Source organism: Pseudomaricurvus alcaniphilus, assembly GCF_011440395.1.
Lineage (GTDB): Bacteria > Pseudomonadota > Gammaproteobacteria > Pseudomonadales > Cellvibrionaceae > Pseudomaricurvus > Pseudomaricurvus alcaniphilus.
The window spans coordinates 230,484-256,723 of sequence record NZ_JAAOIX010000003.1 but is presented as its reverse complement, the minus strand read 5'-3'; the positions used below and the strand labels follow the sequence as shown (position 1 = coordinate 256,723).

Below are 26,240 nucleotides of genomic sequence, written 5' to 3'. Positions count from 1 at the left end.
AGCCTGGATGGCTCGGGCAAGGGCAACCGTACTGCCAGCAAATTCACTTTGCAAGCGAGAAAAAGACCACGCGCGACAGCTAGTGCAGAGCCTGTTGACCTGCGTCAACACAAAGCGCACGCTAGCAGAGCTACAGTGTAATGACAGGAAGCAGCCTTCTTGCCGCTGTGGGCCTGTCAGTTGGCTGATGTCGATCCATAAATCGTACATTTTTTAACGCCATTTCTCGCCCAGGCGGAGTGGATGACATAAAAATAAGCGTCTGATTGCGCCCTGGCAAGCAGACCGGGAATAGAAACTGGTGCGCCAGCTGCTACCCGGCCGCTTTCCGCAAAGAGCAAGTTGTAGTGCACTGTTTCCACTGACAGGCGGTGAATTATGCAGACTGCGATACTCGCGGCAGCAGATCTCGATCAGCTGATCCAGCTGCTGATTGTCGAGGGCTTCCAGGTCATCGGCCCGGTGCGCGACCAGCACGCCATTCTCTACGACCAGATCAGCAGCGCTGCGGACCTGCCCCAGGGCTGGATCGACCAGCAGGAAAAAGGCAGTTATCGGCTGGAACAAAGCCCCAACCAGGCCTACTTCGGCCATACGGTGGCGGCCAACTCCTGGAAAAAATTCCTCAACCCGCCCCGCCGCCGCCTGTGGCGCGCCAGTCGCGAAAACGGCCAACTGGTATTTCAAGCCGAAAGCAATGAGGCGCCACCACTGGCCTTTATCGGCGTGCGTAGCTGTGAACTGCACGCCATCCGGATCCAGGACGCGGTCTATATCCAGGGCAGTCACCCGGATGAACTTTATCGCAGCAATCGACAGCGCCTGTTCAACGTTTCCGTCAACTGTACCCGGGCCACCGCCACCTGCTTTTGCGCCAGCATGAACACCGGGCCCGAGGTCAGCCTGCCCAGCGACATCAACCTCACCGAAGTGATTGACGCCGAACAGCACTACTTCCTGGTTAAAGCCGGCTCTCCTGCCGGTGAGCGCATCGTCGCTCAACTGCCTACCCGAGCGGCTGACCAAACCGCACAACAGGCCGGCCGCGAGGCCATTGGCGCAGCCCTGCAACAAATGCAAACCGGACCCCGTTATTTTGACAGCAGCGATGTAAAAGAGCTGCTCTATCGCAACCTGGAGTCCCCCAGCTGGGATGACGTCGCCGAGCGCTGCCTGTCCTGTGCCAACTGCACCCTGGCCTGCCCCACCTGTTTTTGTTCCGCGGTGGAGGACAGCACCGATCTAACCGGTGACCACGCCGAACGCTGGCAACGCTGGGACTCCTGCTTTACCAATGATTTCAGCTATATCCACGGCGGCACGATCCGGGAGAGCACCCGCTCCCGCTACCGCCAGTGGATGACCCACAAACTGGCAACCTGGATCGACCAGTTCGGCCATTCCGGCTGCGTCGGCTGCGGCCGCTGCATCAGCTGGTGCCCGGTGGGTATCGACATCACCGAGGAGCTGCTGCACATTCGCGCGGCAGAAGCAAAATGATCACCGTCGCCGATTTCGTCCGCCAGCATTCACTCTTCGCCGGGCTTGAACCGCATCACGTCGACTTTATCGCCGGCTGCGGCAAATTACGGCGCTTTAAGGCCAATGAATATTTGGGCCGGGAAAACGAGCCGGCGGATTATTTCTACTTGCTGCTGGAAGGCAGGGCCGTGATTGAGACCCACCAGAACAGCAAGCCGACTGTACCGCTGCTGACCCTTGGTGAGCAGGAAGTGGTCGGCTGGTCCTGGTTGTTCCCACCCTACCGCTGGCATTTTGATGCCCGGGCAATAAGCGCTCTGCGCACCGTGGAAATGGACGGTCGCTGCCTGCGCGACAAATGCGAGCAGGATGCCAAACTGGGGTTTGATTTAATGCGCCGCCTGGCCATGGTGATGATGTCGCGATTGCACGCCGCCCGCTTTCAGTTGCTCGATGTCTACGCCGCAGTGCCCGCCAACAGCCGGGGATCATTGCGATGAACACGCCGCGGGTATTGCAAGTGCACAGCCGCCGGGAAGAAATCCCGGGGACCTTTACCCTGCAGTTGCGAGCCGCGGACGATCAGCCGCTGCCCTCTTTTGTACCCGGCCAATTCAATATGCTCTACAGCTTCGGTGCTGGTGAAGTGCCAATTTCCTTTAGCGGCTCCGCCCGGGAAACCGACAGTTACACCCATACCGTCAGGGCGCTGGGGAAAAACACCGAGGCACTGCAACGCCTGCTCGCAGCGGATGACATTGGCGTACGCGGGCCGTTCGGCAGGGGCTGGCCCATACCGGAGCTGGCGGGCAAGCAGGTGCTGGTGATTGCCGGCGGCCTCGGCCTGGCGCCGCTGCGACCCCTGATCTACCACCTCAACGACAACTACCAGCAGTTCGCCGGCATCCAACTGTTTTACGGCGACCGCCACCCGCAGCAACTGTTGTACCGGCAAGAACTGCAGCAATGGTCGGCCAATATGCAGGTGAACTTGAGCGTGGACCAGGCCGGACCCGACTGGCACGGCCATATCGGCGTTATCACCAGCCTGCTGAACAACGCTGTGTTCCCGCTGGATAACACCATCGCCCTGGTCTGCGGCCCGGAGATTATGATGCGCTTCAGTATCCAGGCCCTGCGCGCCAAAGACCTGCCGGGAGAAGCCATCTACCTGTCCATGGAGCGCAATATGCACTGTGCCATCGGCCACTGCGGCCATTGCCAGTGGGGGCCCACGTTCGTGTGCAAGGATGGCCCGGTGTTTCGCTACGCCGATATTGAAAAATGGCTCTATACGAGGGAACTGTGATGAGTGCAGCAAAAGCCACAGTCGCGGTGTGGAAGTTCAGTTCCTGTGATGGCTGCCAGCTGTCGCTGCTCGACTGCGAAGACGAACTGTTGGCCGTGGCGGAACAGGTGGAAATCGCCTACTTTATGGAAGCCAGCAGCCGCCAGTTACCGGGGCCCTATGACCTGTCGATTGTCGAGGGTTCGATCACTACACCGGAACAACTGGAGCTGATTCAATCGGTGCGCCAGCAGTCGCGCTTCCTGGTGGCCATTGGCGCCTGCGCTACCGCAGGTGGCATCCAGGCACTGCGCAACCTGGTCGACGTCAAGGACTATATTGCCACGGTCTACGCCCACCCGGAATACATCAGCACCCTCGCCACCTCGACCCCCATCAGTGAGCATGTCACGGTAGACTTCGAGCTGCGCGGCTGTCCGATCAACAAGCAGCAACTGCTGGAAGTGATTAGCGCCTTCCTGCGCCAGCGCCGCCCCCAGATCAGCGACCACGCAGTCTGCATTGAATGCAAACTGAGCGGGGTGGCCTGCCTGACCACCTCGCGCGGGCTGCCCTGCATGGGCCCGGTGACCCACGCCGGTTGCGGCGCCCTGTGCCCGCGCTATGACCGCCCCTGCTTTGGCTGCTACGGGCCCAAGGAGAACCCCAACCCGGACGCCATGAGCCAGTGGTGGCAGGCCAGCCTCGGCGTCGACAGCGTTAAAATCATCGAGAATATGCGCAACTTCAACGCTGCGGCGCCGGCTTTTCACAACGCCGCGGAACGAATGAATACGGGTGGTAAAGATGACTGACAAGAGCAAGACCATTCGCGTTGACTACCTGGCCCGGGTCGAAGGTGAAGGCGCCCTCTACATCCGCTACGATGATGAGGCGGTGCACGATGTGCAACTGAAGATTTTTGAGCCGCCGCGTTTTTTTGAGGCCTTTATGCAGGGTCGGGATTACACCGAAGCACCGGACATTACCGCCCGCATCTGCGGCATCTGTCCGGTGGCCTACCAGATGAGTGCTGTGCAAGCCATGGAGCAGGCGCAGGCCATTAGCGTGGCGCCGGAAATTCACGCCCTGCGCCGCTTGCTCTATTGCGGCGAGTGGATCGAGAGTCACGTATTGCACATCGCCATGCTGCACGCGCCGGATTTTCTCAAACTGCACAGCGCCGTGGAAATGGCGCAAGTGCATCCGCACATTGTGCGCAATGCCCTGGAGCTGAAAAAAGCCGGTAACACCATCGTCAGCCTGCTCGGCGGTCGCGAAATCCACCCCATTAATGTGCGCGTCGGCGGCTTCTACAAACTGCCCAACCGCGCCGCACTCAGCGAACTGCGGCAGTCGTTGCAAGCCGCCCTGCCGCTGGCTATCGAATTGACCCGCTGGGTGGCGAGCCTCAGCTTCCCGGATTTTTCCCGCACCGACGAGCCCTATGTTTTCGTGGCCCTGCAACACCCGCAGGAATACCCCATGAACAGCGGCCGCCTGGTATCCAGCGGCGGGATGGACATCAGTGCCGACGAGTTTGAACAGCATTTCATTGAAAGCCATGTACCCCACAGCAACGCCTTGCACTGCCTGATCGATGGTAAAACGCCCTACTTTGTCGGCCCCATGGCGCGTTTCAATCTCAATTTCCAGCACCTGGCCCCAGCGGCGCTGGCGCTGGCAGAAGAGCTCAATTTCAAGCCGCCCTGCACCAACCCCTTTACCAGTATTGTGGTGCGCGCCCTGGAAGTGGTGCACGCGGTCAGCGAAGCGCTGCGCCTACTCGATCACTACCAGGCGCCGGAGCAACCCTTTAGCGCCGGACCGCCACAAGCCGGCAGTGGCTTTGCCATTACCGAGGCGCCGCGGGGCATTCTCTACCACCACTACGAAGTCGACGCCGACGGCAAGATCCTGACGGCCAAAATCGTCCCGCCCACTTCGCAAAACCAGAAAACCATCGAGGACGATTTGCGCCTGATGATTCCGGGGTTTTTGCATTTAGGCGACGACGAATTGCGCCATCAATGCGAGCAGGCAATTCGCAATTACGACCCGTGTATATCCTGCGCCACTCATTTTCTGCAACTGACCCTGGACAAACAGTGACTAAGCCCCTGGTGATCGGCATAGGCAATTCCCTGCGCGGCGACGATGGGCTGGGGCCACTGGTGGTTGCCAATCTGCAGCAAACCTTTGCCGAAAGTGTGGATTTTATCGTCAACCCGAAAGATGCCTTAAGCCTGATCAACAGCTGGCACGATCGCGAGGCGGTGTACCTGGTGGATGCCTGTTACGAGCAACAGCTGGCCGCCGGCGAACTGGTAATAATCGACAACGTATTGACCGATGACCTGGCGCTGCTGGCCAACCTGCGCCAGCCCCAGTCGAGCCACAGCCTCGATATTCGGCTGGCGATCGAATTGAGCCAGACCATCGGCAATTGTCCGCAGCAGCTGGAGATCTACGCTGCGTCGGCAAAAAAATTCAGTCGCGGCAGTGGCCTTTCGGCGGCCATGGGTGCGGCGGCAGCGCAGATCGTGAGCATGATTTCCGCCCGTCTGCAGGCCTCGCTGCACCACGTAATCCACAGCAACCTGACGGCTAAAACCATGCATGAACAGTCCCTGATCAACAACCTGGTAAAGAAAATCGAACAGATAGCACACGAGCATTCTCCCCACCGACTGCAACGTGTCACTGTCGAACTGGGCCCGCTGGCGCACATTTCCGCCGCCCATTTTCGCGAGCATTTCCAGCAGGCCACTGCCAATACGGCGTTTGCCAACCTCGACCTGGTGATCGAGTGCGCAACCGACATTAACGCGCCCAACGCCCAGGACATCCTGTTAAAGAGCGTCGATGTCAGCGAGGAGTAAACCCTATCCGCAAACCTGCGCGCGCAGCCCCCGCGGTGGCAACTAGCACTCGCCGCCGCATCGAGATTACCGGCACTGTGCAGGGTGTCGGCATGCGCCCCTTTATCTACCGGCTGGCCACAGAACTGGCGTTGGCGGGCTGGGTTGCCAACCGCGCCGGCGGTGTCGTTATGGAGGTACAGGGCGGGCCCGATCAGGTTGCGCAGTTCACCCGTCAACTGCAGCATGCGCTGCCGCCGCTGGCCGTCATTGAGCGACTGCATTGCACCGAGCAGCCCCCGCACGAACAAGCCCTGCATGAACAAGCACTGCCCGAACAAACTCTGCGCGAACAATCCCTGCAGGGCCCAACCCTGCATCAGCAGCCAGGCTTCACTATTCGGCCAAGCCTGGATACGGGCACCCCGCACTTGAACGTACCCACCGACCGGGCGCCCTGCCCAGCGTGCCTGCAGGAGATACGCGACCCCGCCGCGCGTCGCTACCAATACCCTTTTACCAGCTGCACCGAATGCGGCCCGCGCTGGTCGATTTTAACCAGGCTGCCGTTTGACCGAGCCAACACCAGCTTGCAGGGCTTTGCCCTGTGCCACGAGTGCGCGCGGGAATACCACAACCCCGGCGATCGCCGCTTTCACGCCCAAACCATCGCCTGCCCCAACTGCGGGCCGAGCCTGCAATTGCTCGACCGCAGCGGTGGCTGCATTGGCCGCGCTGCCGAGGCATTGGCGCAAACAGTGGCGGCCTTGCGCGCCGGCCAGGTAGTGGCCTTGAAAGCCGTTGGCGGCATGCAACTGCTGGTGGATGCCAGCAACCCCGACGCCATCGCGCGCTTGCGCCAACGCAAGCAGCGCCCGGCCAAACCCCTGGCGGTGATGTTTCACTCGCTCGAGCAAGTCCGGCACTACTGCGACCCGGATCGCCGCGAGGTCGAGGCACTGACCTCGCCGGCCCGACCCATCGTGCTGCTGCGCTCGCGGCAGCGCTTGCCCGCCGGCATTGCGCCAGCCATTCACAGCCTCGGCGCCATGCTGCCCAGCTCGGCACTGCACCAGTTGCTGCTGGATCAATTCCAGCAGCCGCTGGTCGCCACCAGTGGCAACCCCAGCGGCGAGCCCCTGTGCAGCGACAACCGCACTGCCCTGGACCGGCTCGGCCCGATCGCCGACCTGTTACTGCTGCACGATCTGGACATCACTACTCGCCTCGACGACTCCGTGGTCCGGGTCATTGCCGAGCAGGTGGTCACCCTGCGCGCCGGTCGCGGCTTGGCGCCCTACCTGTTGCAATCTGCGCCGGCGCAGGAGGCCGGGCCCATGCTGGCCCTGGGCGGGCACCTGAAAAGCAGCGTCGCGCTTTCCCTGCCCGCAGGGATTTTAGCCAGCCAGCATATCGGTGACCTGCACAGCGCAGGGTCACAGCAGCACTTTCACGGCACCATCGCCAGCCTGCAGCAGCGCTTCGAGCAACGGCCACAACTGCTGCTCCGCGACGCCCATCCCGACTATGGCTCCAGCCACTGGTGCGCAAGCAGCACCCTGCCGGAGCTGCCGGTACAACACCATGTGGCCCATTTCTTCAGCTGCCTGGCCGAACATCAGCATCGCGGTCCGGCCCTCGGCGTGTGCTGGGATGGCAGCGGCCTGGGCAGCGACGGCTCCCTTTGGGGGGGCGAATTTTTTCACTGGGACGGAGGCGGGAAGGTCACCAGGATCGCCCATTTGCGCCCGTTTAGCCTGCCCGGCGGCGAGCAGGCAATACGCGAACCGAGGCGCGCAGCACTGGCACTGCTCTACCAAATGCACGGCGCGCAGCCCAGCCCTCCCGCCTGTTTGCAGGCGGCGTTTAGCCCGGCCGAGTGGCGCAGCCTGCAGGTCATGCTCGAGCGCGGTATCAACAGCCCCACCTGCAGCAGCGCCGGCCGCCTGATCGATGGCGTGGCAGCGCTGCTGCAGCTGTGTTACCGCAACCGCTACGAGGCGGAGGCGGCTATGGTGCTGGAATCCCGGGCAGCCGCGGCCGCGGTCACCGATGCCCTGCCCTATACCATTGCCGCAGCCGGCGAGTGCCGGGTTATCGACTGGCAACCGACCCTGGAAGCCCTGCTGCAGCAGGCGCAAAACGGCCGCCCCGCGGCGGCGTTGGCGGCGGCGTTTCACAACACCCTGGCAGATATGATTGTCGGCGTAGCAGAGACCTATCCCGAGCTGCCTGTCTTTGTCAGCGGCGGTGTGTTTCAAAGCCGCCTGCTCACCGAGGCCGTCACTGCCCGCTTGCGCGCCACCGGGCAACCTCTGTTCAGCCACGCCAGGGTGCCGCCCAATGACGGCGGCCTGGCGGTTGGCCAGCTTTACTATGCCCAACTCAATAGTGCCAAACCCAACAGCAAGCAACTGTCCCCTGTACAACCTGATACTGCCGCCTGTGAAACCGGGGAGCACGAGAGTGCCGAATCCAGGCCGCCGCGGTTGCAATCCCGTCCCTCTAAACACAAGAGTACCCCGCCGTCATGTGCCTAGCCATTCCCGGTCGAGTCGAGCAAATTCTCAGCGATGAACCCCTGGCGCGGGAGGCCATGGTCAGCTTTGGCGGCATCCGCAAAACCGTTAATTTAAGCTTTGTGCCCGACGCCGCGGTGGGCGATTACGTCATCGTCCATGTGGGCCTGGCCATCAGCAAACTGGATGAAGAGGCGGCGGCCGCGCTTATTGCGACCTTGAATTCGATTCCAGCGGTGGAGGGAACGCCATGAAACACCTGACGGAATACCGCGACAGCCAACTGATCGGCCAGCTGCTAAAAATGATTGCCGCCCGGGTCAGCCAACCCTGGGTGCTGATGGAGGTGTGCGGCGGCCAGACCCACAGCATTGTCAAATACGGGCTGGAGCAACTGTTGCCCGCTGGCATCGAGCTGCTGCACGGGCCCGGCTGCCCGGTCTGTGTCACCCCCGCCAGCACCATCGATCAAGCCATCAGCCTGGCCCGGCGCCCGCAGGTCCTATTCTGCTCGTACGGGGATATGCTGCGGGTACCGGGCTCCGGACACAGTTTGCTGGAAGCCAAGGCCGCAGGCGCCGACGTGCGCATGGTTTATTCGCCGCTGGACGCACTGGCCCTGGCCCGGGACAACCCGGACCGGCAAATCGTCTTTTTTGCCATCGGTTTTGAAACCACCGCCCCGGCAACGGCCATCGCCCTGCAAACTGCCAGGGCACAACAGCTGGCCAATTTTAGCGTCCTGGTCGCCCACTTCCTGGTACCGCCGGCGCTGGCCAGCATCGCCACTGCCAACTCGTCGCGCCTGCAGGGTCTGCTCGCCCCCGGCCACGTCTGTGCGGTGACCGGCATGGCAGAGTATCAAGCCCTGGCCGCGCGCTACCACCTGCCCATCGTCATTACCGGCTTTGAGCCCGCCGACATCCTGCAGGGGATTTTACAGTGCGTCGAACAACTTGAAAGCGGTCAGGCCTACGCCTGCAACGCCTACTCCCGAGTAGTGCGCGACGCGGGTAACTCACTGGCGCAAGAGGCGGTGTCAACAGTCTTTCAAACGGCGGACCAGGAGTGGCGCGGGATTGGCATTATCGAGCGCAGCGGCCTGCAATTGCGGGCTGAATACCAGCAGTTTGATGCCGGGCTCGCCACCACCAGCAATGCACCCGCGGCACAGGAGGAGTGCATCAGCGGAGCTATCATGCTGGGCCTGAAAAAGCCCCAGCAGTGCCCCCATTTCGGCACTCGCTGCCGGCCGGAACACCCACTGGGCGCACCGATGGTATCCTCCGAGGGAGTCTGCGCCGCCTATTTCCAGTACCATTGAGCCAATGCCATTGAGCCAGTACCATTCATCCGGCGCACGGCACAGCAGAGGCGATGCCAACAAATCTTCACTGCCGCCCTGTACGCTAGCATCGATAATGCCACTCATAGGTACGCCAATTACAAAACCGCTAAACAGGTAGACCCATAGCTCCACCCCTATGCCCAGATCGCGGTTAGCGCTTGCAGCACTCATAAACAGCACGTCCACAAAGGTAGTAGTAAATGCCCGACCAGCCTGAATTCAATCTGCACTGCCCGTTGCCTTCATCGCCCACGGACGTGATCCAGCTGGGCCACGGCGACGGCGGCCAATTGACCCAAAACCTGCTGCAACAAATCATCTATCCGCGGTTCGCCAACCCGGAACTGGACCGCGCCCACGACAGTGCACTGCTGCAGCTGCCCGGCAATGCACTGGCCTTTACCACCGACTCCTACGTGGTCAATCCGCTTGTGTTTCCCGGCGGGGATATCGGCAAACTGGCGGTCTACGGCACCGTCAACGACCTGTTGATGGCCGGCGCCCTGCCCCGCTACCTGAGCTGCAGCCTGATCATGGAGGAGGGTTTGCCAATTGCCACCCTGACCCAAATCGTCGACTCTATGGCCGCAGCCGCCCACGAGACCGGCGTACAGATCGTCACCGGTGACACCAAGGTGGTGGACAAGGGCCACGGCGACGGCCTCTATATCAATACCGCCGGTATTGGCGAGCGCTGTACTGACAGGCTAATCGCCCCGCAATCCATCTGCGCCGGCGACCAAATCATTCTCTCCGCTGATATTGGCCGCCACGGCCTGGCCATTATGGCCCAGCGCGAGGGGTTGAGTTTCGAGGCCCCCCTGAGCAGTGACTGCGCAGCCTTGACTGGCCCGGTGAGCGCGCTACTAGCCGCTGACATCGAGTTACACTGCCTGCGCGACCTGACCCGCGGCGGCCTGGCAACGGCACTGGTGGAGTTGGCGGAAACCAGCGGCTTGGGCATTTCGGTAGAACAAAACAGCATTGCTATCAGCGACGCCGTCGGCGGCGGCTGCGAGCTGCTCGGCATGGACCCGTTATACCTGGCCAACGAGGGCTGCTTTATCGCCTTTGTTGCCAAAGCCGATGCTGAAATCGCGTTACAACTGCTGCGCCAACACGCCGTCAGCGCCTCCAGTTGCATCATCGGTGAGGTGTCAGACAGCAACAGCGGCGCTCGACTGCAGACCAGCATCGGCAGCGAGCGGCAACTGCGCCGCATGATGGGCCAACCACTACCGCGCATTTGTTGAGCTCTAACTTATACAGTCAGTACCGCATCCTATATTGGTTCCAGCTGTAATTGTGGGTGTGCAATTAAGGCTGTTAGTAGAAAAACATGGTTTGGCGAAGCGACCCGGTGGGTGCGCCCTGCCAGATCGGCCGCAGGCTCTCCGCGCTTTTCGCGCTCCTGGTGTCTTGTAAGCGTATTAATAGTCGCTGTGCTCTGGTTAAGTATTTGTTCGTAAGAATATGTGGTTTAGCGCGGCGGCCCGGTGGGTGTGCCCCGCCAGACCGGCCGCAGGCTCTCCGCGCTTTTCGCGCTCCCGCCTTTTTATTAACTTCAAAATGGTCGCTAGCGCTCAAACATCCGTCCCCAATAAAATGCAGTTTCGCGCGGCGGCTCGGTGGGTGTGCCCTGCCAGACCGGCCGCAGGCTCTCCGCGCTTTTCGCGCTCCCGGAAACTCACTCCGCTGGCGCTACGTTCAAACATCCGTCCGCGAAAGCCCGAAAAGCGCGGAGAGCCTAAACGCGACCTGATTGGTCTGGCAGGGCACCCCCACCGAGCCTTGACCAGGCATCGAGCGAGATTTGGGGAAAAAGATAAAGATAAAAATAAAGATAAGGATAAAAATAATGAGGTCCTCGCGAGAAAAACACCCCGATCCTCTGCGATTTCTGGCTGGCTTGTAGTGGCGCACCAATCAGGTCTTGACCAGATCTCAGCCCTTTAAGTGGGAAGTGAAATCACACTGCTCTTAGAAAGCACAATGTAGTCAGCGGTGGGGGGAGCCCGTTGCGGATCAATCAGGCCATGCTTATCCCCCCGACCACATTTGGGGTAGTCGGCGAGGACTGTTCGAATCCCAATTTTTTGCGCGTCTTTTTGCGCAAAAAATGGTTGAGTTTCACAGCCGCCAAATGTGGTCGGGGGGATATGGCCGATCCGCAATGGGCTCCCCCCATCGATGACGGGCAGCACACTCATATCTCGAATGTGCACTGCTACAAAGTCAGCACCGCGCCCCATACCCATTCCCGCTACAGTTGTGGGTATCCAGTCAACAGTGTTCGTTAACAGTGTTCGCTGCAATAGTGTCCAATTAGGACTTTCAAAGCATCAGGTCGCGTTGCGGCAGTTTTGCAGTGAGGCTATATCAGTATCAGCTTAATCCCGGAAGATGGCCGGAAGTTGTCAACCAAATAGCCCCTTCTGCGTTTGGGTTATTAGATACAATGCAACTTAGGCTGTGCCTGGGCGGTCGTAACTAGAAAGGCGCCCGTGATTTATTCCTGCCTGAATATGGCTGAGGTTCCTGAAAAATCGAGTCAGAAGCTGCATACTGCTAGAGACCACCTGATGGGAGAGAGCATGAAAAATATCCATTCCAGCATTGGGCGCATACTCTGTACCAAGCCAACTCTGGTACTGCTGAGCATCACGATACTGGTTAGCACAGGCTGTGCGCGTAACCAGCCACACGGTTTTGCCGGTGCCGAAGTCATCATCGATCGTAAGGGTGTGGATATGGAGCAATACCATCGCGACCTGTACGAGTGTCGGCAATACACCCAGGAGGTGGCTACCGGGCGCAAGGTGGTCGGGGGAGCGGCCGGTGGTGCAGTGGTAGGTGGGTTGATAGGCGCCGCTGTGGGCAATAGCGATACTGCCAAGCGTGCAGCGGGTGCGGGTGCCGTGGCCGGCGGCGCGAAGGGCGCTGCCGCAGCTGGCCGCAGCAAACAGCAGGTCCTGAAAAACTGCATTCGCGGTCGCGGTTACCGGGTTCTGAATTAGCGCGTAAATCATTAAGGCCAGAGTTATTGATAAGGATAACGTAAGGATTGTTGGTTTCCGCTGCTAGTGTGGGTGCCCATTCCCTGACAAGGATTTTCGCTCTTGCGGCTCCTTGTTAAGGTCTTGATAGTTGCTTCCGTTTCAATTTTAGTTAGTGACAAAACATGGTTTAGCGCGGCGGCCCGATGGGTGCGCCCTGCCAGACCGGCCGCAGGCTCTCTGCACTTTTCGCGCTCCCAGCCATTGGTGAATGTCTTAATAGTCGGTTCTCTTTGTTTCGCTTGGATATTTGTTAGTTGCAAATATTGTGTGGCGCGGCGGCCCGGTGGGTGTGCCCTGCCAGACCGGCCGCAGGCTCTCCGCACTTTTCGCGCTCCCGGAAACTCGCTACGCTGCGCTTCGCTCAAACATCCGTCCGCGAAAGCCCGAAAAGCGCGGAGAGCCTAAACGCGACCTGATTGGTCTGGCAGGGCACACCCACCGAGCCTTGACCAGGCATCGAGCGAGATTTTGGGAAAAAGAAAAAGATAAAGATAAAGATAAAGCTTATTAAGCCCTCGCGAGAATAAATTATCCCGATCTTCAGCGGGTTTTGGTGGGTATGAAGGGCATACCTTTCGCGTCTTGAGCAGATCTCAGTCCTTTAAGTCAGAAGTGAATTTACACGGTTCTTAGAAAGCACAATGTAGTCAGCGGTGGGGGGAGCCCGTTGCGGATCAATCAGGCCATGCTTATCCCCCCGACCACATTTGGGGTAGTCGGCAAGGACTGTCTGAATCCCAATTTTTTGCGCGTCTTTTTGCGCAAAAAATGGTTGAGTTTCGCAGCCGCCAAATGTGGTCGGGGGGATATGGCCGATCCGCAATGGGCTCCCCCCAGCGCTGACGGGCAGCCTACTCATATCTCGAATGCGCAATACGATAAAGCCAGCCCCCAACCCATATTGGCTCCCCCCATCGATGACGGGCAGTCCACTCATATCTCGAATGCGCAATACGATAAAGCCAGCCCCCAACCCATATTGGCTCCCCCCAGCGCTGACGGGCAGCCTACTCATATCTCGAAGGTGCATTACGATAAAATCAGCACTCTTACCCACATTTGCTCCCGCTACAGCAGTGGGCTTCCTTGTAAAGATCATGACGGGCAGATCACCTCTATAGGCCAAAACAATAAATCACCCGTGCCCCACTCCATTCCTGCCATCCTTCATTGAGCCGAGCCGGTGTCGCTGTTATACTCCCACCCCCTTGACCGATGGCGTCGGCGCGGCCTCACCCGCCTCAGAATTCACGCCAGCTCTTTATACATTCATTCATTGTCACTTTACGTGCCCTTAACGGTTGGTATCCTATGGAACCCATGTTGAACATTGCCCTGCGCGCGGCGCGCAAGGCCGGCGAGCTTATCGAGCGCGCCCTGGAACGCGTCGACGTAGTCGCCTTCGAAGAAAAAGGCCGCAACGACTTCGTCACCGACGTCGATAAAGCCTCGGAAAAAGAGATTATTTACCACCTGCGCAAGGCGTTTCCCGAGCACAGCATTCTCGGTGAAGAGAGCGGCCACCAGCGCCGTGACAGCGACTATGAATGGATTATCGATCCCCTCGACGGCACCACCAACTTTATCCATGGCATCCCCCACTTCGCCATCTCCATCGCCTGTACCTATAAGGGCCAGCTGGAACATGGCGTCGTACTCAACCCCATGACCCGGGAAGAGTTCACCGCCAGCCGCGGTAAAGGAGCGACCCTGAACGGCCGGCGCATCCGCGTCTCCTCCCGCCGCGGGCTCGACGGCGCCCTGATTGGCACCGGCATTCCCTTCAATGGCTACGCCCTGGAGCGCTTATCACCCTATCTGGCAGCACTGCAAGAAATTGCCGGCAAGACCGCCGGCATCCGCCGCCCCGGTGCCGCGGCACTGGATCTCGCCTACGTGGCCGCCGGGCGCTTTGATGGCTTCTGGGAAATGAACTTGCAGCCCTGGGATATGGCCGCCGGCATACTGCTAGTCAAGGAAGCGGGTGGACTGGTCAGTGACTTCAAAGGCGGCAACAGCTGCATGGACACGGGCAATGTGGTCTGTGCCACACCAAAGACCTTCAAGCCGCTGCTGCAAATCGTCAGCAAGTATATGGGCAATATCTGAATAAACGCTGCCCGGCGGCAGGGCGCAGAGGCACCATCCGCAGTGGGTGGGCAGTGACCAAAAAAAGAGCCCCGACAAGCGGGGCTAAATGCTCAGAGAGATTCTTCTTGCTGGAGGAGCCGGCGCAGCAGGCATCGGCTCCTGCAGTCAGCATTGGCTTAACCAACTGCTGGCTGCTAACAATCTTGCAGTAACTTGTCGTTAGCGACAGGACGTTACTGACTGCAATTCCTGGAGAGACCCCTGATAAAGCTCAATTCATCCGTAAATTGACCAGAAGCCCCTGCATTGTATGCAGCAATCAGCGTGCCAGAAAAAACCTCGAATTCAGGGCCTTAAACGGTATTTTTGCACCAGCCCGTAGCAAGCAGCCTAAAACCCGCCTGTTTTGCACCAGCACACAGCAGCGCCGACATCCATGCCTGGCGCATAAAACCCCTTTGCCTCAGGGGGTATCGTCCAGTTCCTGCCCCTCTTTCACCGGCAGCATCAGGTCTTCCTTGCTGATATCGAGCAGCAGCAGTACGTAGCTGGATACATAGATGGACGAGTAGGTACCAATTAAAACGCCAAACAACAGCGCGATGGAGAAGCCGTGGATGGTTTCTCCACCGAAGTAATACAGGGCAAACAGCACCAGCATGGTGGTCAAACCGGTGATCAAGGTGCGGCCGAGGGTTTGGGTGAGGGAAATATTGACCACTTCCAGCGGCGTCTCTGTGCGCAGCTTGCGGAAGTTTTCCCGAATACGGTCGGCCACCACGATGGTATCGTTGAGGGAGTAACCGATCACCGCCAGCACCGCGGCCAGCACCGTCAAATCGAAATCCAGGCGCAGCACCGAAAACAGGCCAAGCACCAAAATCACATCGTGGATCAAGGCGACCACCGCGCCCACCGAGAATTTGTATTGAAAGCGCATGGCCACGTAGAGCATGACCACCAGCAGGGCAAACAGCATACCGAGACCGCCGTCGTCACGCAGCTCTTCACCCACCTGCGGGCCGACAAACTCAATGCGCCGCAACTGTACCGGTTGCGCCGCATCGCGATTCAGTGCGGCGAGAATCTCTTCCCCCAGGCCCGGGTCAAAGCCGCGCTGCAAGCGAATCAGCACGTCGGTTTCGGCGCCAAAGTAGACCACCACCGCACCTTCATAACCGGCACTCGTTAACTGGGAGCGAACCTGGTTGAGGTCTGCCGGCTTTTCATAACCCACTTCGATCTGGGTGCCGCCGGTAAAATCCAGGCCGAACTGCAGGCCGTTGACCGCCAGGGACACGATGGACCCAAGGATTAACAGCAGGGAAAAGACGCCCGCCAGGTGGCGCACGCGCATAAAATTAATGACTTTTTCGTTCTCTGACATGTGTTTTGATCCGTTTTCGTTGTGCCGATGGCTGCGTCTGCGCTGCCAGCCTCCGCGGTATCTTGACCACACAGCCCCGCTCAGCGGAGCTGCGTGAGCCCGCCGCTTAAATCCAGATTTTTTCCAGGTTGCGACGACCGCCGTAAATCAGGTTCACCACCGCCCGCGCGCCAATAATTGCGGTAAACATCGAAGTGAGGATACCGATCGACAGGGTTACCGCGAAACCTTGCACCGGCCCGGAGCCGATGGCGTAGAGGATAACCGCCACAATCAGGGTGGTCAGGTTGGCGTCCAGAATAGTGGTAAAAGCCCGCTCAAAACCGGAGTGAATCGCCGCCTGGGGCGAGGCGCCATTGGCCAACTCCTCCTTGATACGGGAGTAAATCAGCACGTTGGCGTCCACTGCCATACCCACCGTCAGAACAATACCGGCGATGCCTGGCAGGGTCAGGGTAGCCCCCAGGATCGACATGCAGGCGAGCATGATAACCATATTCATCGCCAGGGCGATGTTGGCGGCCAGGCCAAACACCTTGTAGAACACCAGCATAAACACCAACACCAGGCCGAGGCCGATTTGTACCGACTTCACGCCCAAGGCGATATTTTCAGCCCCTAGTGAGGGACCAATGGTGCGCTCTTCGACGAAATACATGGGTGCCGCCAGCGCACCGGCGCGCAACAACAGCGCCAGCTCCGAGGCTTCGGCGACATTATCCAGCCCGGTAATACGGAACTGCACGCCGAGTGCACTCTGGATGGTTGCCAGGCTGATGATGCGCCGCTCCACCACCTGGCTTGTCACTGGCACCTGCTCACCCGCCTCGTTGACCACGTAGTCAGTGCGGGTTTTGTATTCAATAAACAACACCCCCATTCGGCGGCCAACATTATTGCGAGTGGCGCGGTGCATCTTGGTGCCGCCGCTGCTGTCGAGGGTGATATTGACCTGGGGCTGGCTGGTTTCGCTGTCGAAACTGGACTGGGCGTTAGCCACATGATCGCCGGATATGATCAGCTGTTTTTCCAGCCAGGCGTCGCCGAAACGCTGCTGGTCCAATTCACTGCGAAAGCTGAACGCCTCTTTCCGGGTAACCAGCTCTGAGGGCCTGGCTTCCAGGCGAAATTCCAGGTTGGCGGTTTTACCAATGATCCGCTTGGCCTCGGCGGTATCCTGCACACCGGGGAGCTCCACCACCACCCGGTTGCGCCCCTGGCGCTGGACAATGGGCTCAGAGACACCGAGCTCATTGACCCGGTTGCGCAGCGTGGTGAGGTTTTGGCTGACCGCGTAATCTTCAATTTCGGCGATGGCCTGCTCGCTCATGCGCAGCTCCAGGATATAGCTGCCGTCCCGGTCGATGGCCTCGCGCCGCAGGCTGGAAAAGTCCGAGCGCAACTCGGAACTGGCCTCATCCCGCTCCTCGGCCGAGCGGAAGGTCAGGGTCACGACGTTGTTGTCGTCCTGGATCACCGATTGATAGCGGATTTTGGCTTTGCGCAGCGCGGTTTTAATTTCAACCACATCCGACTCCAGCCGCTTGGCCACTGCCGACACGGTGTCGACCTCCAGCAGAAAATGCACACCGCCGGCGAGGTCCAGGCCCAGCTTCATGGGTTCGGCCCCGAAGTTGCGCAGCCACTGGGGAGTAGTGGGCGCCAGATTCAGCGCCACCACAAAATCATCACCCAGGCTTTTTTGGATTGCCTCCTTGGCGGCCAACTGATGTTCGGCACTGGTAAGCCTGAGCAGCGCATTGTTGCCGTCGGACTCGGCACCAAAATACTCAATACCCGCCTCATCCAGGGACCGGGTGACAGCGCCGAGCACCCGCTCGTCGATAACGGTGGCGCCGGATTGACCGGAGATCTGCACCGCCGGGTCCGGGGCGTACAGATTAGGGGCCGCATAGATCATGCCCAGCGCCGCAACAAATAAAACCAGCAGGTTTTTCCAGAGGGGATAACGATTCAACATAGAAACTTCCAAACAGGGCCATTCCCGGCCCAAAACGTTTATTCTCGCAACTGCCAGGGCACAGAGCGCCCGGGACTCAGTCAGAACGTGCGCCGCAGCGAACAAAGCCCGGCATTATACTCATGATTGTTACAGGGGCGGTATATCCAGCCCCTGATTACCGTAAAAACGCGCCAGGAAACCGTCCAGGTCGTGGCTCGCAATCGCCTCCCGCAAGCCCGCCATCACATTCTGGTAGTAACGCAGATTGTGAATGGTGTTGAGTTGGGCGCCGAGAATCTCGCCACACTTGTCCAGGTGGTGCAAATAACTGCGACTGAAATTACTGCAGGTATAACAATCGCAATCACTGTCGAGGGTGCCGGTATCGTGGCGATGGCGCGCATTGCGGATCTTGATTACCCCGCTGCTGGTAAACAGGTGGCCGTTGCGGGCGTTGCGGGTCGGCATCACACAGTCAAACATATCCACGCCGCGGCGCACCGCTTCGACGATATCCGCGGGCTTGCCCACCCCCATCAGGTAGCGGGGTTTGTCGGCGGGCATCTGCCCCGCCAAATGATTCAGCACCCGCAGCATATCCTCCTTCGGCTCCCCCACCGACAGGCCGCCGATGGCATAGCCATCAAAACCTATGGCCTCCAGCCCCTGCAGTGATTCACTGCGCAACTGCTCGTACATGCCACCCTGGACGATGCCAAACAGGGCCGCCGGGTTGTCGCCGTGAGCGTCTTTGCTGCGCTGCGCCCAGCGCAGCGACAACTCCATGGAAACCCGGGCCTCCTGCTCCGTGGCCGGATAGGGTGTGCACTCATCGAAGATCATGACAATATCCGAGCCCAGGTCACGCTGCACCTGCATGGCGATCTCCGGGTTCAGCTCCACCTTGCTACCGTCGATAGGGGAGCGAAAGACCACCCCCTGCTCGCTGATCTTGCGCATTTTGCCCAGCGAGAACACCTGGAAGCCGCCGGAGTCGGTCAATATCGGCCCCGGCCACTGGATAAAGTCGTGCAGATCGCCGTGCGCCTTCACCACTTCGGTGCCCGGTCGCAACATCAGGTGAAAGGTATTGCCGAGGATAATTTGCGCACCGGTGGCCTCGATGTCCCGGGGCAACATGCCTTTGACTGTGCCGTAGGTGCCCACCGGCATAAAGGCAGGGGTTTCCACCACGCCGCGGGGAAAGCGCAAACGGCCGCGGCGCGCTTGCTGCTCAGTGGTATCGAGCTCGAAGCTCATAAAACATTCACGGGTCACAGCCAACCTCCTCGATGCTTGCGCGGGGGTTGCGGGTGATAAACATGGCATCGCCGTAACTGAAGAAGCGGTAGTTCTCCGCCACTGCCTCGGCATAGGCCGCCATGGTGTGCCGGTAACCGGCAAAAGCGGACACCAGCATCAACAGGGTAGACTCCGGCAGGTGGAAGTTGGTCACCAGCGCATCCACCACCTGGTACTGGTAGCTGGGGTAAATAAAGATATTGGTTTCACCCTGGTAGGGGGTGATTTCACCGTTCTGGGCCGCCGTTTCCAGGCAGCGCACACTGGTGGTACCGACCGCCACTACCCGGCCGCCGGCGGCCCGGGTCTGCTTCACTTGCTCGCACACCTCCTCGCTCAACTCCATGATCTCGGCGTGCATGGTGTGCTCGACAATGTTGTCTACCCGCACCGGCTGGAAGGTGCCGGCCCCCACGTGCAGGGTAACAAACGCCAGCTTGATGCCCTTGTTCTGCAGGCACTGCAACAGCTCTTCGTCGAAGTGCAGGCCGGCGGTGGGTGCTGCCACCGCGCCCGCCTTGCGCCCGTACACCGTTTGATAACGCTCCCGGTCAAACTCCAGGTCGTCCCGTTCGATATAGGGTGGCAAGGGCATATGGCCGATGCGCTCCAGCACTTCCAGCACCGCCCGGCCAGCCGGAAACTGCAACTCAAACAGGCTCTCGTGGCGGTCAACCACGGTGACCGTGGTGTCGTCCTCCAGCAGGATGGTGGAGGCCACCCGCGGCGAGCGACTGGCGCGGACATGGGCCAGCACCCGCTCACTGTCCAGCACCCGCTCGATCAGGATCTCCACCTGGCCGCCGCTGGGCTTGCGCCCGAACACCCGCGCCGGGATCACCCGGGTGTCGTTGAAGACCAGCAGATCGCCGGGTTCAAGCCAGTGCAACAGATCGGTAAACTGGCCGTGCTGAATTGCGCCGCTGTCGCCGTCCAGGCGCAGCAGGCGGCTGGCGCTGCGGCGACTGGTGGGTTCGGTGGCGATCAACTGCTTGGGTAAGTGGTAAGAGAAGTCCTGACGACGCATTGAAAAAGTCTGTTTTACCGGCTGTGTTTAAGGGGCGCAAGAGTATAGCAAAACCCCGCCCGTTGCCACGCGGGGGTTGAGTTTTTGCCGCCAGTCACTCACCCAACTTCAGCAGCGCCTGCTCCAGAGTCGCCACTGTGCGGTCGATATTGGCCAGCTTGTCGAGACCGAACAGGCCGATGCGAAAGGTCTGGTAGTCCTCCGGCTCGTTGCACTGCAACGGCACACCAGCCGCAGTTTGCAAACCCAGCTGCTTGAATTTGAGGCCCGAATGCAGCTGCGCATCCCGGGTGTAGCAGACCACCACGCCGGGCGCAGTAAAACCCTCCGCCGCCACACTTTTAAATCCCTGTGATGCCAGCAGCGCCCGGACTTTTGCGCCCAATTCGATTTGCTGCTGCCGCAGCCGGTCAAAGCCGAGCTGCTGCATTTCCTGCATGGAAGCGTGAAACTTCACCAGCCCGTCGGTGGGCATGGTGGCGTGATACGCATGACCGCCGTTTTCGTAGGCCGCCATAATCTGCAACCACTTTTTCAGGTCGCAGGCGAAGCTGGAGCTGGTGGTGGTCTCCAGTCGCTGCCGGGCGTTTTCACCCAGCATTACCAGGCCGGCGCAGGGGGAAGCGCTCCAGCCCTTCTGCGGCGCACTGATCAACACGTCCACGCCACAATCCTGCATATCGACCCAGAGGGTACCCGAGGCAATACAATCCAGCACCAACAATCCACCCACCTGGTGCACCGCTTGCGCCACCTGCCGAATATAGTCGTCCGGTAGCATCATGCCGGAGGCGGTTTCCACGTGGGGTGCGAACACCACCGCCGGCTTTTCCCGGGCGATGGCGGCCACCACCTCCTCGATCGGGGCCGGGGCAAAGGCCGCCTCTGGCCCTTCTTCCACCGGTCGCGCCGCCAAGACGGTAATATCGCGGGCGATCTGGCCCATCTCCAGAATCTGGCTCCAGCGATAACTGAACCAGCCGTTGCGAATCACCAGGCACTTCTGCGCGCTGGCGAACTGGCGCGCCACCGCCTCCATGGCGAAGGTACCGCCACCGGGCACCACCGCCACAGCCTGGGCGTTGTATACCTGTTTCAGGGTACTGGATATATCCACCATAACCTGCTGGAAACTGGCGGACATGTGATTCAGGGACCGGTCGGTGAATACTACCGAGTACTCCAGCAGTCCTTCGGGGTCGACATCTGCTAACAATCCAGGCATAAGCTTTTCTTCTCTTCTCTCTTTATGTTTGGCCGCCCACTGCTTGCGCGACCGGGGTTAATCCAATGTAGCGTCCTCTACAGGGCACTACTCGATGGTAAAACGATCGGCGTCGAGGTGGGCGGGAAATGCCCGCCGATAGTCGTCCAGCTCGGCGCCATCGAGAGTGGCGGTAAAGACACCGGCGGTCGAGCCCGGCTCTGCCAGTGGCCTGCCCCGGGCATCGAGGATGATACTGTCGCCGCTGTAATCGTAGCCTTTGCCGTCCACCCCCACCCGGTTGACCCCAACCACGCAGGCGAGGTTCTCAATGGCCCGGGCCTTGAGCAACGCTGACCAGTGATCGGCGCGGGCGGCGGGCCAGTTGGCGACAAAAATCAGCAGGTCGTAGTCGCCCTGGTTGCGGCACCACACCGGAAAGCGCAAGTCATAGCAAATCATCGGGCACACGCGCCAGCCCTTCAACTCCACCAGCAGCTTGTCCTTGCCGGCCCGGTAGCGCTCGAGCTCTCCCGCCATGCGAAACAGGTGGCGTTTGGCGTAGGTGGCATAACTGCCGTCGGGGCGCATCCACACCAGTCGATTGACCGGCACTCCCGCCACCAGCACCGCATAACTGCCGGTGATGACCGCTCCGGACTGGCGGGCGATCTGCGCCATCCACTCCAGGGTTGCTCCTGTTTCCGGCTCGGCCACGGTGCGCACATCCATGCTGAAGCCAGCGGTAAACATTTCCGGCAGCACCACCAGGTCACTGCCGACGGCCTGTTCGGCAATCAGCCGGGCAAATTGATCCCGGTTGGCGGCGGGCTGCTGCCAGACCAGGCTCTGCTGGATAATGGTGCAGGTGAGATTCTGTGCTGGCATCAGGACATCCTTGCGACCGGTAAATTGGTTTGCCGGAAACGTTCTGGAGGTTCCCCGTGAACCTGTTTGAACGCGCGGTAAAAATTATTGGGCTGAGAATACCCCAACTGAAAGGCAATTTCCTGTGCGGTCAGGCGACTGTAGAGCAAATAGTCCCGGGCGAGACTCATGCGCACTTCCAAACACACCTGCCGAAAGGTGGTGCCGGCCTCCGCCAGGTAGCGGCGCAGGGTGCGGCTCGACAGGGATAACAGCGGCGCCGTTTGCTCCAGGCTATAATCACAATCCGCTGGACGCTCCAGCAACAAGCGTTTCACCCGATTGACGATATCCCCCTGGTAACCCTGTTCCCGCAGAATCCGCAGCACCTGGTGCTCATACAGGGACTGCGCCTGGCGGCTGCCCCTTTGCACCGGGATATACAGCCATTGGCGCGGAATCGCCAATACGGTCTGGTCGCGCTGGAATTCCACCCGGCAACCCAGCAACTGCTGGTACTGCCAGTGATAGGACGGCGCCGGGTAATTCAGCTGGGCAAAACTGGCACAGGCCGCGACGCCATCCGGCAGCAACTCGCGAATGTAATTCCACACCGACACCAGCCACAGCTCCTGCAGCAGCTGGCCGTGGCTGAGCCCGCCGGGCAGTAGCGAACAACTGAGCACTGCGTAGTCCGGCGTGGCCTCCAGGGTGATGCGGATAAACGGGTAACTGTGTTCGATAAACTGGCTGCACAAGTGCAGCCCCTGCTCCAGGGTCGCGCAGGCGAGAACCGCGTAACCCATGACGCCGAGGCTCTCCAGGCGGATATGATTGGCCACCCGCAGGGCGATATTGGGGGCCTCGCTGTCGTGCAGGGCCTGCAACAGGCGGAAAAAATCTGCCTGCCCCAACTGGGCTGCCTGCAGGCGCCAGTGCCGGCCTACCCCGCTGCGCGCGCCCAACGCCTCGCCATCGATATGCGGAAACTCCTCCCGCAGGACTTCCACAAGCTCTCCCGCCTGGGAGCCGGACATGGAGGCCGGCACCTGCTTGAGCCCCTTCAGATCAGTAGTGGCCATAGAATTCCCCTCATCGCTCCGAGACTGGCCGATTATGATAGGTTTTTTTGGCCGCTAATGCTAACCTTATGGACGAAAATGCTATCTACAGCTGGACTGTTTACGGTTACTCTTTACCCCGCCCCCCCACAGCTAACCGCTGCGGAGACATAGCCGTGCACTGGCCGTCGCCTGGGCAGGGAAATACAGACGCCGGCACAAGCGTAAATCCAATAACAGACCAATTGACAAGAGATACTACACATGGATAAAACTTGCATCATTATTGGCGCCAGTCATGCCGCCGCCCAACTCGCCCCCTCGCTGAGACAGGAAGGCTGGGAGGGAAAAATCATTGTAATCGGCGACGAGCCGCACCTGCCCTACCACCGCCCGCCGCTGTCCAAGGGCTTTCTCTCCGGGGAAAAAAACGCCGATGAACTGCTGATTCGCCACCAGTCCATGTACGAAAAAGCCAATGTTGAATTTATGCTGGGCACCCGGGTCAGCAGCATTGATCGCGGCGCCAAGACCGTTACTCTCAGCCACGGCGAGGAGCTGCACTACGACAAGTTGGCCCTTTGCACCGGCTCTCGGGTGCGCACCGTTGAACTGCCCGGTGTCGAACTGGAAGGCATTCACTATCTGCGCGACCTCTACGACGTGGAAAAAATCAAACCCTATGTCAGCAAGGGTAAAAGCGCGGTTATTGTCGGCGGTGGCTATATTGGCCTGGAGACCGCAGCGTCACTGAAAAAAATGGGTATGCACGTCACCGTCCTGGAAATGGCACCGCGAGTTTTGGCGCGTGTAACCGCACCGGAACTGAGTGAGTTCTACACCCGCGTGCACGACGAAGAGGGAGTGACCATTAAAACCGGTATCGCCGTGTCGGGCTTTGAGGGCAAAGACCGGGTCAGCCGCGTGGTCTGTGCCGACGGTTCCCACTTCGATGCCGACCTGGTGATTATCGGGGTGGGGATCATCCCCAATGTGGAGCTGGCTGAAGCGGCCGGCCTCAAGGTGGACAATGGTATCGTGGTCGACAAGTACGCCCGCACCGAGGACCCGGATATAGTAGCGGCCGGCGATTGCGCCAATCACCCCAACGCTTTCTACGACATCCGCCTGCGCCTGGAGTCGGTACCCAATGCCAGCGAGCAAGCCAAATCCGCCGCCGCCAGCATCTGCGGCAAGGACAAGGTCTATCACGCCCTGCCCTGGTTCTGGTCCGATCAATACGACCTGAAACTGCAGATCGCCGGGCTCAGCCAGGGCTATGACGAAGTGGTCATCCGCGGCGATAAAGACCAGGGCCGCAGCTTTGTCGCCTTCTACCTGAAGCAGGGCAAATTGATTTCTGCCGATTGCGTCAATCGACCGCAGGAATTTATGGTCAGTAAAAAGATCATTGCCGAGGGCCTGGCGGTCGACCCGGCCCGACTGGCCGACGAGTCACTCAAGCCGAAGGAAATGATCGCTTAAGAAGCTGCCATGCTCGGGGCCGGGCGTCGCCCCTGCCCCGAGTATTTGCCCCTCAGCCGCACCTGCAGCTGTCAACCGGGGCCGCTGCCAGTCGCAGTCCTCAAGCCAACCCTGCAGCAACCGGCTATTTTTCCAGCTCATCCAGCTTCGCCAGGAATTTTTTCGCCCGCGCGATATGGGCCAGCAGCACGGTGTTTTTCGGATCCAGCGGTTTGGCCTTGCGCCACACTTGCAGCGCCTGCTCGATCTCGCCCCGACTGTACAAGTACTGGCCGCGCTGAATTTCGCTGCTGACCTGCTCGGCAATCAGGCGCTTTAACTCTGCCCGCCGCCGCTTTACCTGTGGATCCTGCGGCCAGGCCGCCTCCAGTTCGCCCAGTTTCTCCCGCGCCGAGAGCCACCAGCCCGCCGCCACCGCATCCTCATAATCGGCCAGCATTTGCCGGCGCTGGTCATCTGCGGCAGCAATAGCGGCGGCGCTGTCGCTCGACTGCACCTGGTCCGTCACTTTGCTTGGCCGCGGTTCAACCTTGACTACCGGGGCGGGCCGGCGCTTTTCAGCCTGGCGTTTAGAGGCGGCAATAATTCGCTGGGCCGCCGCAATCTGTTCGATTTGCCGACTATTGGCGATCGGCAACACCACCTCAAGGCAAAATTCTGCCCGCTCGATTGCGCCAATTCGAATACTGCGCTCGGCGCAATCCAGTAATTCTGCCACCAGCTTGAAGCCCTGTTGCCTGGCGGAGTGCAACTGCCAGCTACTGAGCAAGCGGCCGGGGTCCGCCAGCCGGATTTTTTCCAACAGCGCCAGCTGGTCCGGCAGCTGGGCGGCTCGGTGGTGGATCAGTTGCAAGCGCTGCTCGTCAATAAACTCATCGCGCGAGGCCTCAATTTGCCCCGCCATGTTAACCAGCTGTTCCGACTCTGGCAGCTTGAGCCGCCATTGTTGCAGCATTTGCAGTGCCTCATGCCACTGTTGTTGCGTCGCCAATTGCTCGGCCTCGGCCAACACCTCAAGTTTGCGCCGCTCAACCGCCAGTGACAGTTCTTCGCGCAACGCCGACAGATCGTCAGCACCCGGATCCAGCGACAACCGTTCGAGCACACTTGCGGCAGTGCGAAAGTCTTCTGCCGCCACCGCCGCCTGAAAATCAGCGGCCGTGACCGGCGTGCGAGCCAGCGAGCTGCAACCCTGCAAACCACTAACCATCAGGATGAACGCCAGCAGACGCAATAACTGTATCAACAGAGTCTACCCTCACACCTGCCGCAATAGCCCGCGGCAGGCACTATTTA

General features: G+C 60.0%; 21 protein-coding genes. 13 read left to right on the top strand and 8 right to left on the bottom strand.

Annotated features, from left to right (window positions below; genetic code table 11):
* Positions 1-378 precede the first annotated feature (378 nt).
* From G8764_RS09465 to G8764_RS09410, 12 genes are all read left to right on the top strand, one after another.
* On the top strand, positions 379-1,500 hold the full coding sequence (locus tag G8764_RS09465) for a 4Fe-4S dicluster domain-containing protein (RefSeq protein ID WP_166164378.1): 1,122 nt from the start codon (positions 379-381) through the stop codon (positions 1,498-1,500).
* On the top strand, positions 1,497-1,982 hold the full coding sequence (locus G8764_RS09460; RefSeq protein WP_166164377.1) for a cyclic nucleotide-binding domain-containing protein: 486 nt from the start codon (positions 1,497-1,499) through the stop codon (positions 1,980-1,982). Before G8764_RS09465 ends, G8764_RS09460 begins: the two co-directional genes overlap by 4 nt.
* Entirely contained in the window at positions 1,979-2,791 is an 813-nt protein-coding gene (locus G8764_RS09455; RefSeq protein WP_166164376.1) for an FAD/NAD(P)-binding protein, read from the top strand. Before G8764_RS09460 ends, G8764_RS09455 begins: the two co-directional genes overlap by 4 nt.
* Positions 2,791-3,585 carry an NADH-quinone oxidoreductase subunit B family protein gene (locus G8764_RS09450; protein ID WP_166164375.1) on the top strand — a complete coding sequence of 265 codons (795 nt, stop codon included), beginning with the start codon at positions 2,791-2,793 and terminating at the stop codon, positions 3,583-3,585. The genes G8764_RS09455 and G8764_RS09450 overlap by 1 nt, the downstream gene beginning before the upstream one ends.
* Positions 3,578-4,882, top strand: coding sequence for a Ni/Fe hydrogenase subunit alpha (locus G8764_RS09445; protein ID WP_166164374.1), 1,305 nt, complete (start codon positions 3,578-3,580; stop codon positions 4,880-4,882). The genes G8764_RS09450 and G8764_RS09445 overlap by 8 nt, the downstream gene beginning before the upstream one ends.
* Positions 4,879-5,652, top strand: a complete 774-nt coding sequence (locus G8764_RS09440; protein ID WP_166164373.1) for a hydrogenase maturation protease — start codon at positions 4,879-4,881, stop codon at positions 5,650-5,652. The genes G8764_RS09445 and G8764_RS09440 overlap by 4 nt, the downstream gene beginning before the upstream one ends.
* Positions 5,653-5,687: 35 nt before the next feature.
* Positions 5,688-8,171 (top strand): carbamoyltransferase HypF, encoded by a 2,484-nt coding sequence (gene hypF, locus G8764_RS09435; RefSeq protein ID WP_166164372.1) that lies wholly within the window; start codon positions 5,688-5,690, stop codon positions 8,169-8,171.
* On the top strand, positions 8,162-8,404 hold the full coding sequence (locus tag G8764_RS09430; protein ID WP_166164371.1) for a HypC/HybG/HupF family hydrogenase formation chaperone: 243 nt from the start codon (positions 8,162-8,164) through the stop codon (positions 8,402-8,404). The genes hypF and G8764_RS09430 overlap by 10 nt, the downstream gene beginning before the upstream one ends.
* The gene (hypD, locus tag G8764_RS09425; RefSeq protein WP_166164370.1) at positions 8,401-9,474 is read left to right on the top strand and encodes a hydrogenase formation protein HypD; all 1,074 of its coding nucleotides are present in this window, start codon (positions 8,401-8,403) and stop codon (positions 9,472-9,474) included. Before G8764_RS09430 ends, hypD begins: the two co-directional genes overlap by 4 nt.
* A 224-nt stretch (positions 9,475-9,698) precedes the next feature.
* On the top strand, positions 9,699-10,751 hold the full coding sequence (gene hypE / locus G8764_RS09420) for a hydrogenase expression/formation protein HypE (RefSeq protein ID WP_166164369.1): 1,053 nt from the start codon (positions 9,699-9,701) through the stop codon (positions 10,749-10,751).
* Between the two features lie 1,341 nt (positions 10,752-12,092).
* Positions 12,093-12,515, top strand: coding sequence for a glycine zipper family protein (locus G8764_RS09415; RefSeq protein ID WP_166164368.1), 423 nt, complete (start codon positions 12,093-12,095; stop codon positions 12,513-12,515).
* Between the two features lie 1,353 nt (positions 12,516-13,868).
* Positions 13,869-14,666 carry an inositol monophosphatase family protein gene (locus tag G8764_RS09410; protein WP_166164367.1) on the top strand — a complete coding sequence of 266 codons (798 nt, stop codon included), beginning with the start codon at positions 13,869-13,871 and terminating at the stop codon, positions 14,664-14,666.
* 445 nt (positions 14,667-15,111) lie between these two features.
* On the opposite strand, the gene secF is transcribed toward G8764_RS09410, so the two are convergent.
* From secF to G8764_RS09375, 7 genes are all read right to left on the bottom strand, one after another.
* Complete coding sequence (gene secF / locus G8764_RS09405) at positions 15,112-16,035, bottom strand: protein translocase subunit SecF (RefSeq protein ID WP_166164366.1); 924 nt, start codon at positions 16,033-16,035, stop codon at positions 15,112-15,114.
* A 106-nt stretch (positions 16,036-16,141) separates the two neighbouring features.
* Positions 16,142-18,016 carry a protein translocase subunit SecD gene (gene secD / locus G8764_RS09400; protein ID WP_207951798.1) on the bottom strand — a complete coding sequence of 625 codons (1,875 nt, stop codon included), beginning with the start codon at positions 18,014-18,016 and terminating at the stop codon, positions 16,142-16,144.
* Positions 18,017-18,145: 129 nt separating this feature from the next.
* Positions 18,146-19,258 (bottom strand): tRNA guanosine(34) transglycosylase Tgt, encoded by a 1,113-nt coding sequence (tgt, locus tag G8764_RS09395; protein WP_166164521.1) that lies wholly within the window; start codon positions 19,256-19,258, stop codon positions 18,146-18,148.
* A 7-nt stretch (positions 19,259-19,265) separates the two neighbouring features.
* Positions 19,266-20,327 (bottom strand): tRNA preQ1(34) S-adenosylmethionine ribosyltransferase-isomerase QueA, encoded by a 1,062-nt coding sequence (queA, locus tag G8764_RS09390; RefSeq protein WP_166164365.1) that lies wholly within the window; start codon positions 20,325-20,327, stop codon positions 19,266-19,268.
* A gap of 94 nt (positions 20,328-20,421) precedes the next feature.
* Positions 20,422-21,552 carry an aminotransferase class V-fold PLP-dependent enzyme gene (locus tag G8764_RS09385; RefSeq protein ID WP_166164364.1) on the bottom strand — a complete coding sequence of 377 codons (1,131 nt, stop codon included), beginning with the start codon at positions 21,550-21,552 and terminating at the stop codon, positions 20,422-20,424.
* 87 nt (positions 21,553-21,639) lie between these two features.
* Positions 21,640-22,419, bottom strand: coding sequence for an amidohydrolase (locus tag G8764_RS09380; RefSeq protein ID WP_166164363.1), 780 nt, complete (start codon positions 22,417-22,419; stop codon positions 21,640-21,642).
* Positions 22,419-23,480 carry a helix-turn-helix transcriptional regulator gene (locus tag G8764_RS09375; protein WP_166164362.1) on the bottom strand — a complete coding sequence of 354 codons (1,062 nt, stop codon included), beginning with the start codon at positions 23,478-23,480 and terminating at the stop codon, positions 22,419-22,421. Before G8764_RS09375 ends, G8764_RS09380 begins: the two co-directional genes overlap by 1 nt.
* Positions 23,481-23,723: 243 nt before the next feature.
* Between G8764_RS09375 and G8764_RS09370 the strand changes: the two genes are divergently transcribed.
* A complete protein-coding gene (locus G8764_RS09370; protein WP_166164361.1) occupies positions 23,724-24,944 on the top strand; it encodes an NAD(P)/FAD-dependent oxidoreductase in 1,221 nt (406 codons plus the stop codon).
* 124 nt (positions 24,945-25,068) lie between these two features.
* On the opposite strand, the gene G8764_RS09365 is transcribed toward G8764_RS09370, so the two are convergent.
* Positions 25,069-26,190 (bottom strand): hypothetical protein, encoded by a 1,122-nt coding sequence (locus G8764_RS09365; protein ID WP_166164360.1) that lies wholly within the window; start codon positions 26,188-26,190, stop codon positions 25,069-25,071.
* Between the last annotated feature and the right edge of the window lie 50 nt (positions 26,191-26,240).

Coding starts and splice junctions, on each gene's coding strand:
- G8764_RS09380 (WP_166164363.1), bottom strand. CDS start 22,419: ATGCCAGCACAGAATCTCACCTGCACCATTATCCAGCAGAGCCTGGTC.
- hypD (WP_166164370.1), top strand. CDS start 8,401: ATGAAACACCTGACGGAATACCGCGACAGCCAACTGATCGGCCAGCTG.
- secF (WP_166164366.1), bottom strand. CDS start 16,035: ATGTCAGAGAACGAAAAAGTCATTAATTTTATGCGCGTGCGCCACCTG.
- G8764_RS09465 (WP_166164378.1), top strand. CDS start 379: ATGCAGACTGCGATACTCGCGGCAGCAGATCTCGATCAGCTGATCCAG.
- queA (WP_166164365.1), bottom strand. CDS start 20,327: ATGCGTCGTCAGGACTTCTCTTACCACTTACCCAAGCAGTTGATCGCC.
- hypE (WP_166164369.1), top strand. CDS start 9,699: ATGCCCGACCAGCCTGAATTCAATCTGCACTGCCCGTTGCCTTCATCG.
- G8764_RS09415 (WP_166164368.1), top strand. CDS start 12,093: ATGAAAAATATCCATTCCAGCATTGGGCGCATACTCTGTACCAAGCCA.
- tgt (WP_166164521.1), bottom strand. CDS start 19,258: ATGAGCTTCGAGCTCGATACCACTGAGCAGCAAGCGCGCCGCGGCCGT.
- G8764_RS09385 (WP_166164364.1), bottom strand. CDS start 21,552: ATGCCTGGATTGTTAGCAGATGTCGACCCCGAAGGACTGCTGGAGTAC.
- G8764_RS09430 (WP_166164371.1), top strand. CDS start 8,162: ATGTGCCTAGCCATTCCCGGTCGAGTCGAGCAAATTCTCAGCGATGAA.
- G8764_RS09450 (WP_166164375.1), top strand. CDS start 2,791: ATGAGTGCAGCAAAAGCCACAGTCGCGGTGTGGAAGTTCAGTTCCTGT.
- G8764_RS09460 (WP_166164377.1), top strand. CDS start 1,497: ATGATCACCGTCGCCGATTTCGTCCGCCAGCATTCACTCTTCGCCGGG.
- G8764_RS09445 (WP_166164374.1), top strand. CDS start 3,578: ATGACTGACAAGAGCAAGACCATTCGCGTTGACTACCTGGCCCGGGTC.
- G8764_RS09375 (WP_166164362.1), bottom strand. CDS start 23,480: ATGGCCACTACTGATCTGAAGGGGCTCAAGCAGGTGCCGGCCTCCATG.
- secD (WP_207951798.1), bottom strand. CDS start 18,016: ATGTTGAATCGTTATCCCCTCTGGAAAAACCTGCTGGTTTTATTTGTT.
- G8764_RS09410 (WP_166164367.1), top strand. CDS start 13,869: ATGGAACCCATGTTGAACATTGCCCTGCGCGCGGCGCGCAAGGCCGGC.
- G8764_RS09455 (WP_166164376.1), top strand. CDS start 1,979: ATGAACACGCCGCGGGTATTGCAAGTGCACAGCCGCCGGGAAGAAATC.
- G8764_RS09370 (WP_166164361.1), top strand. CDS start 23,724: ATGGATAAAACTTGCATCATTATTGGCGCCAGTCATGCCGCCGCCCAA.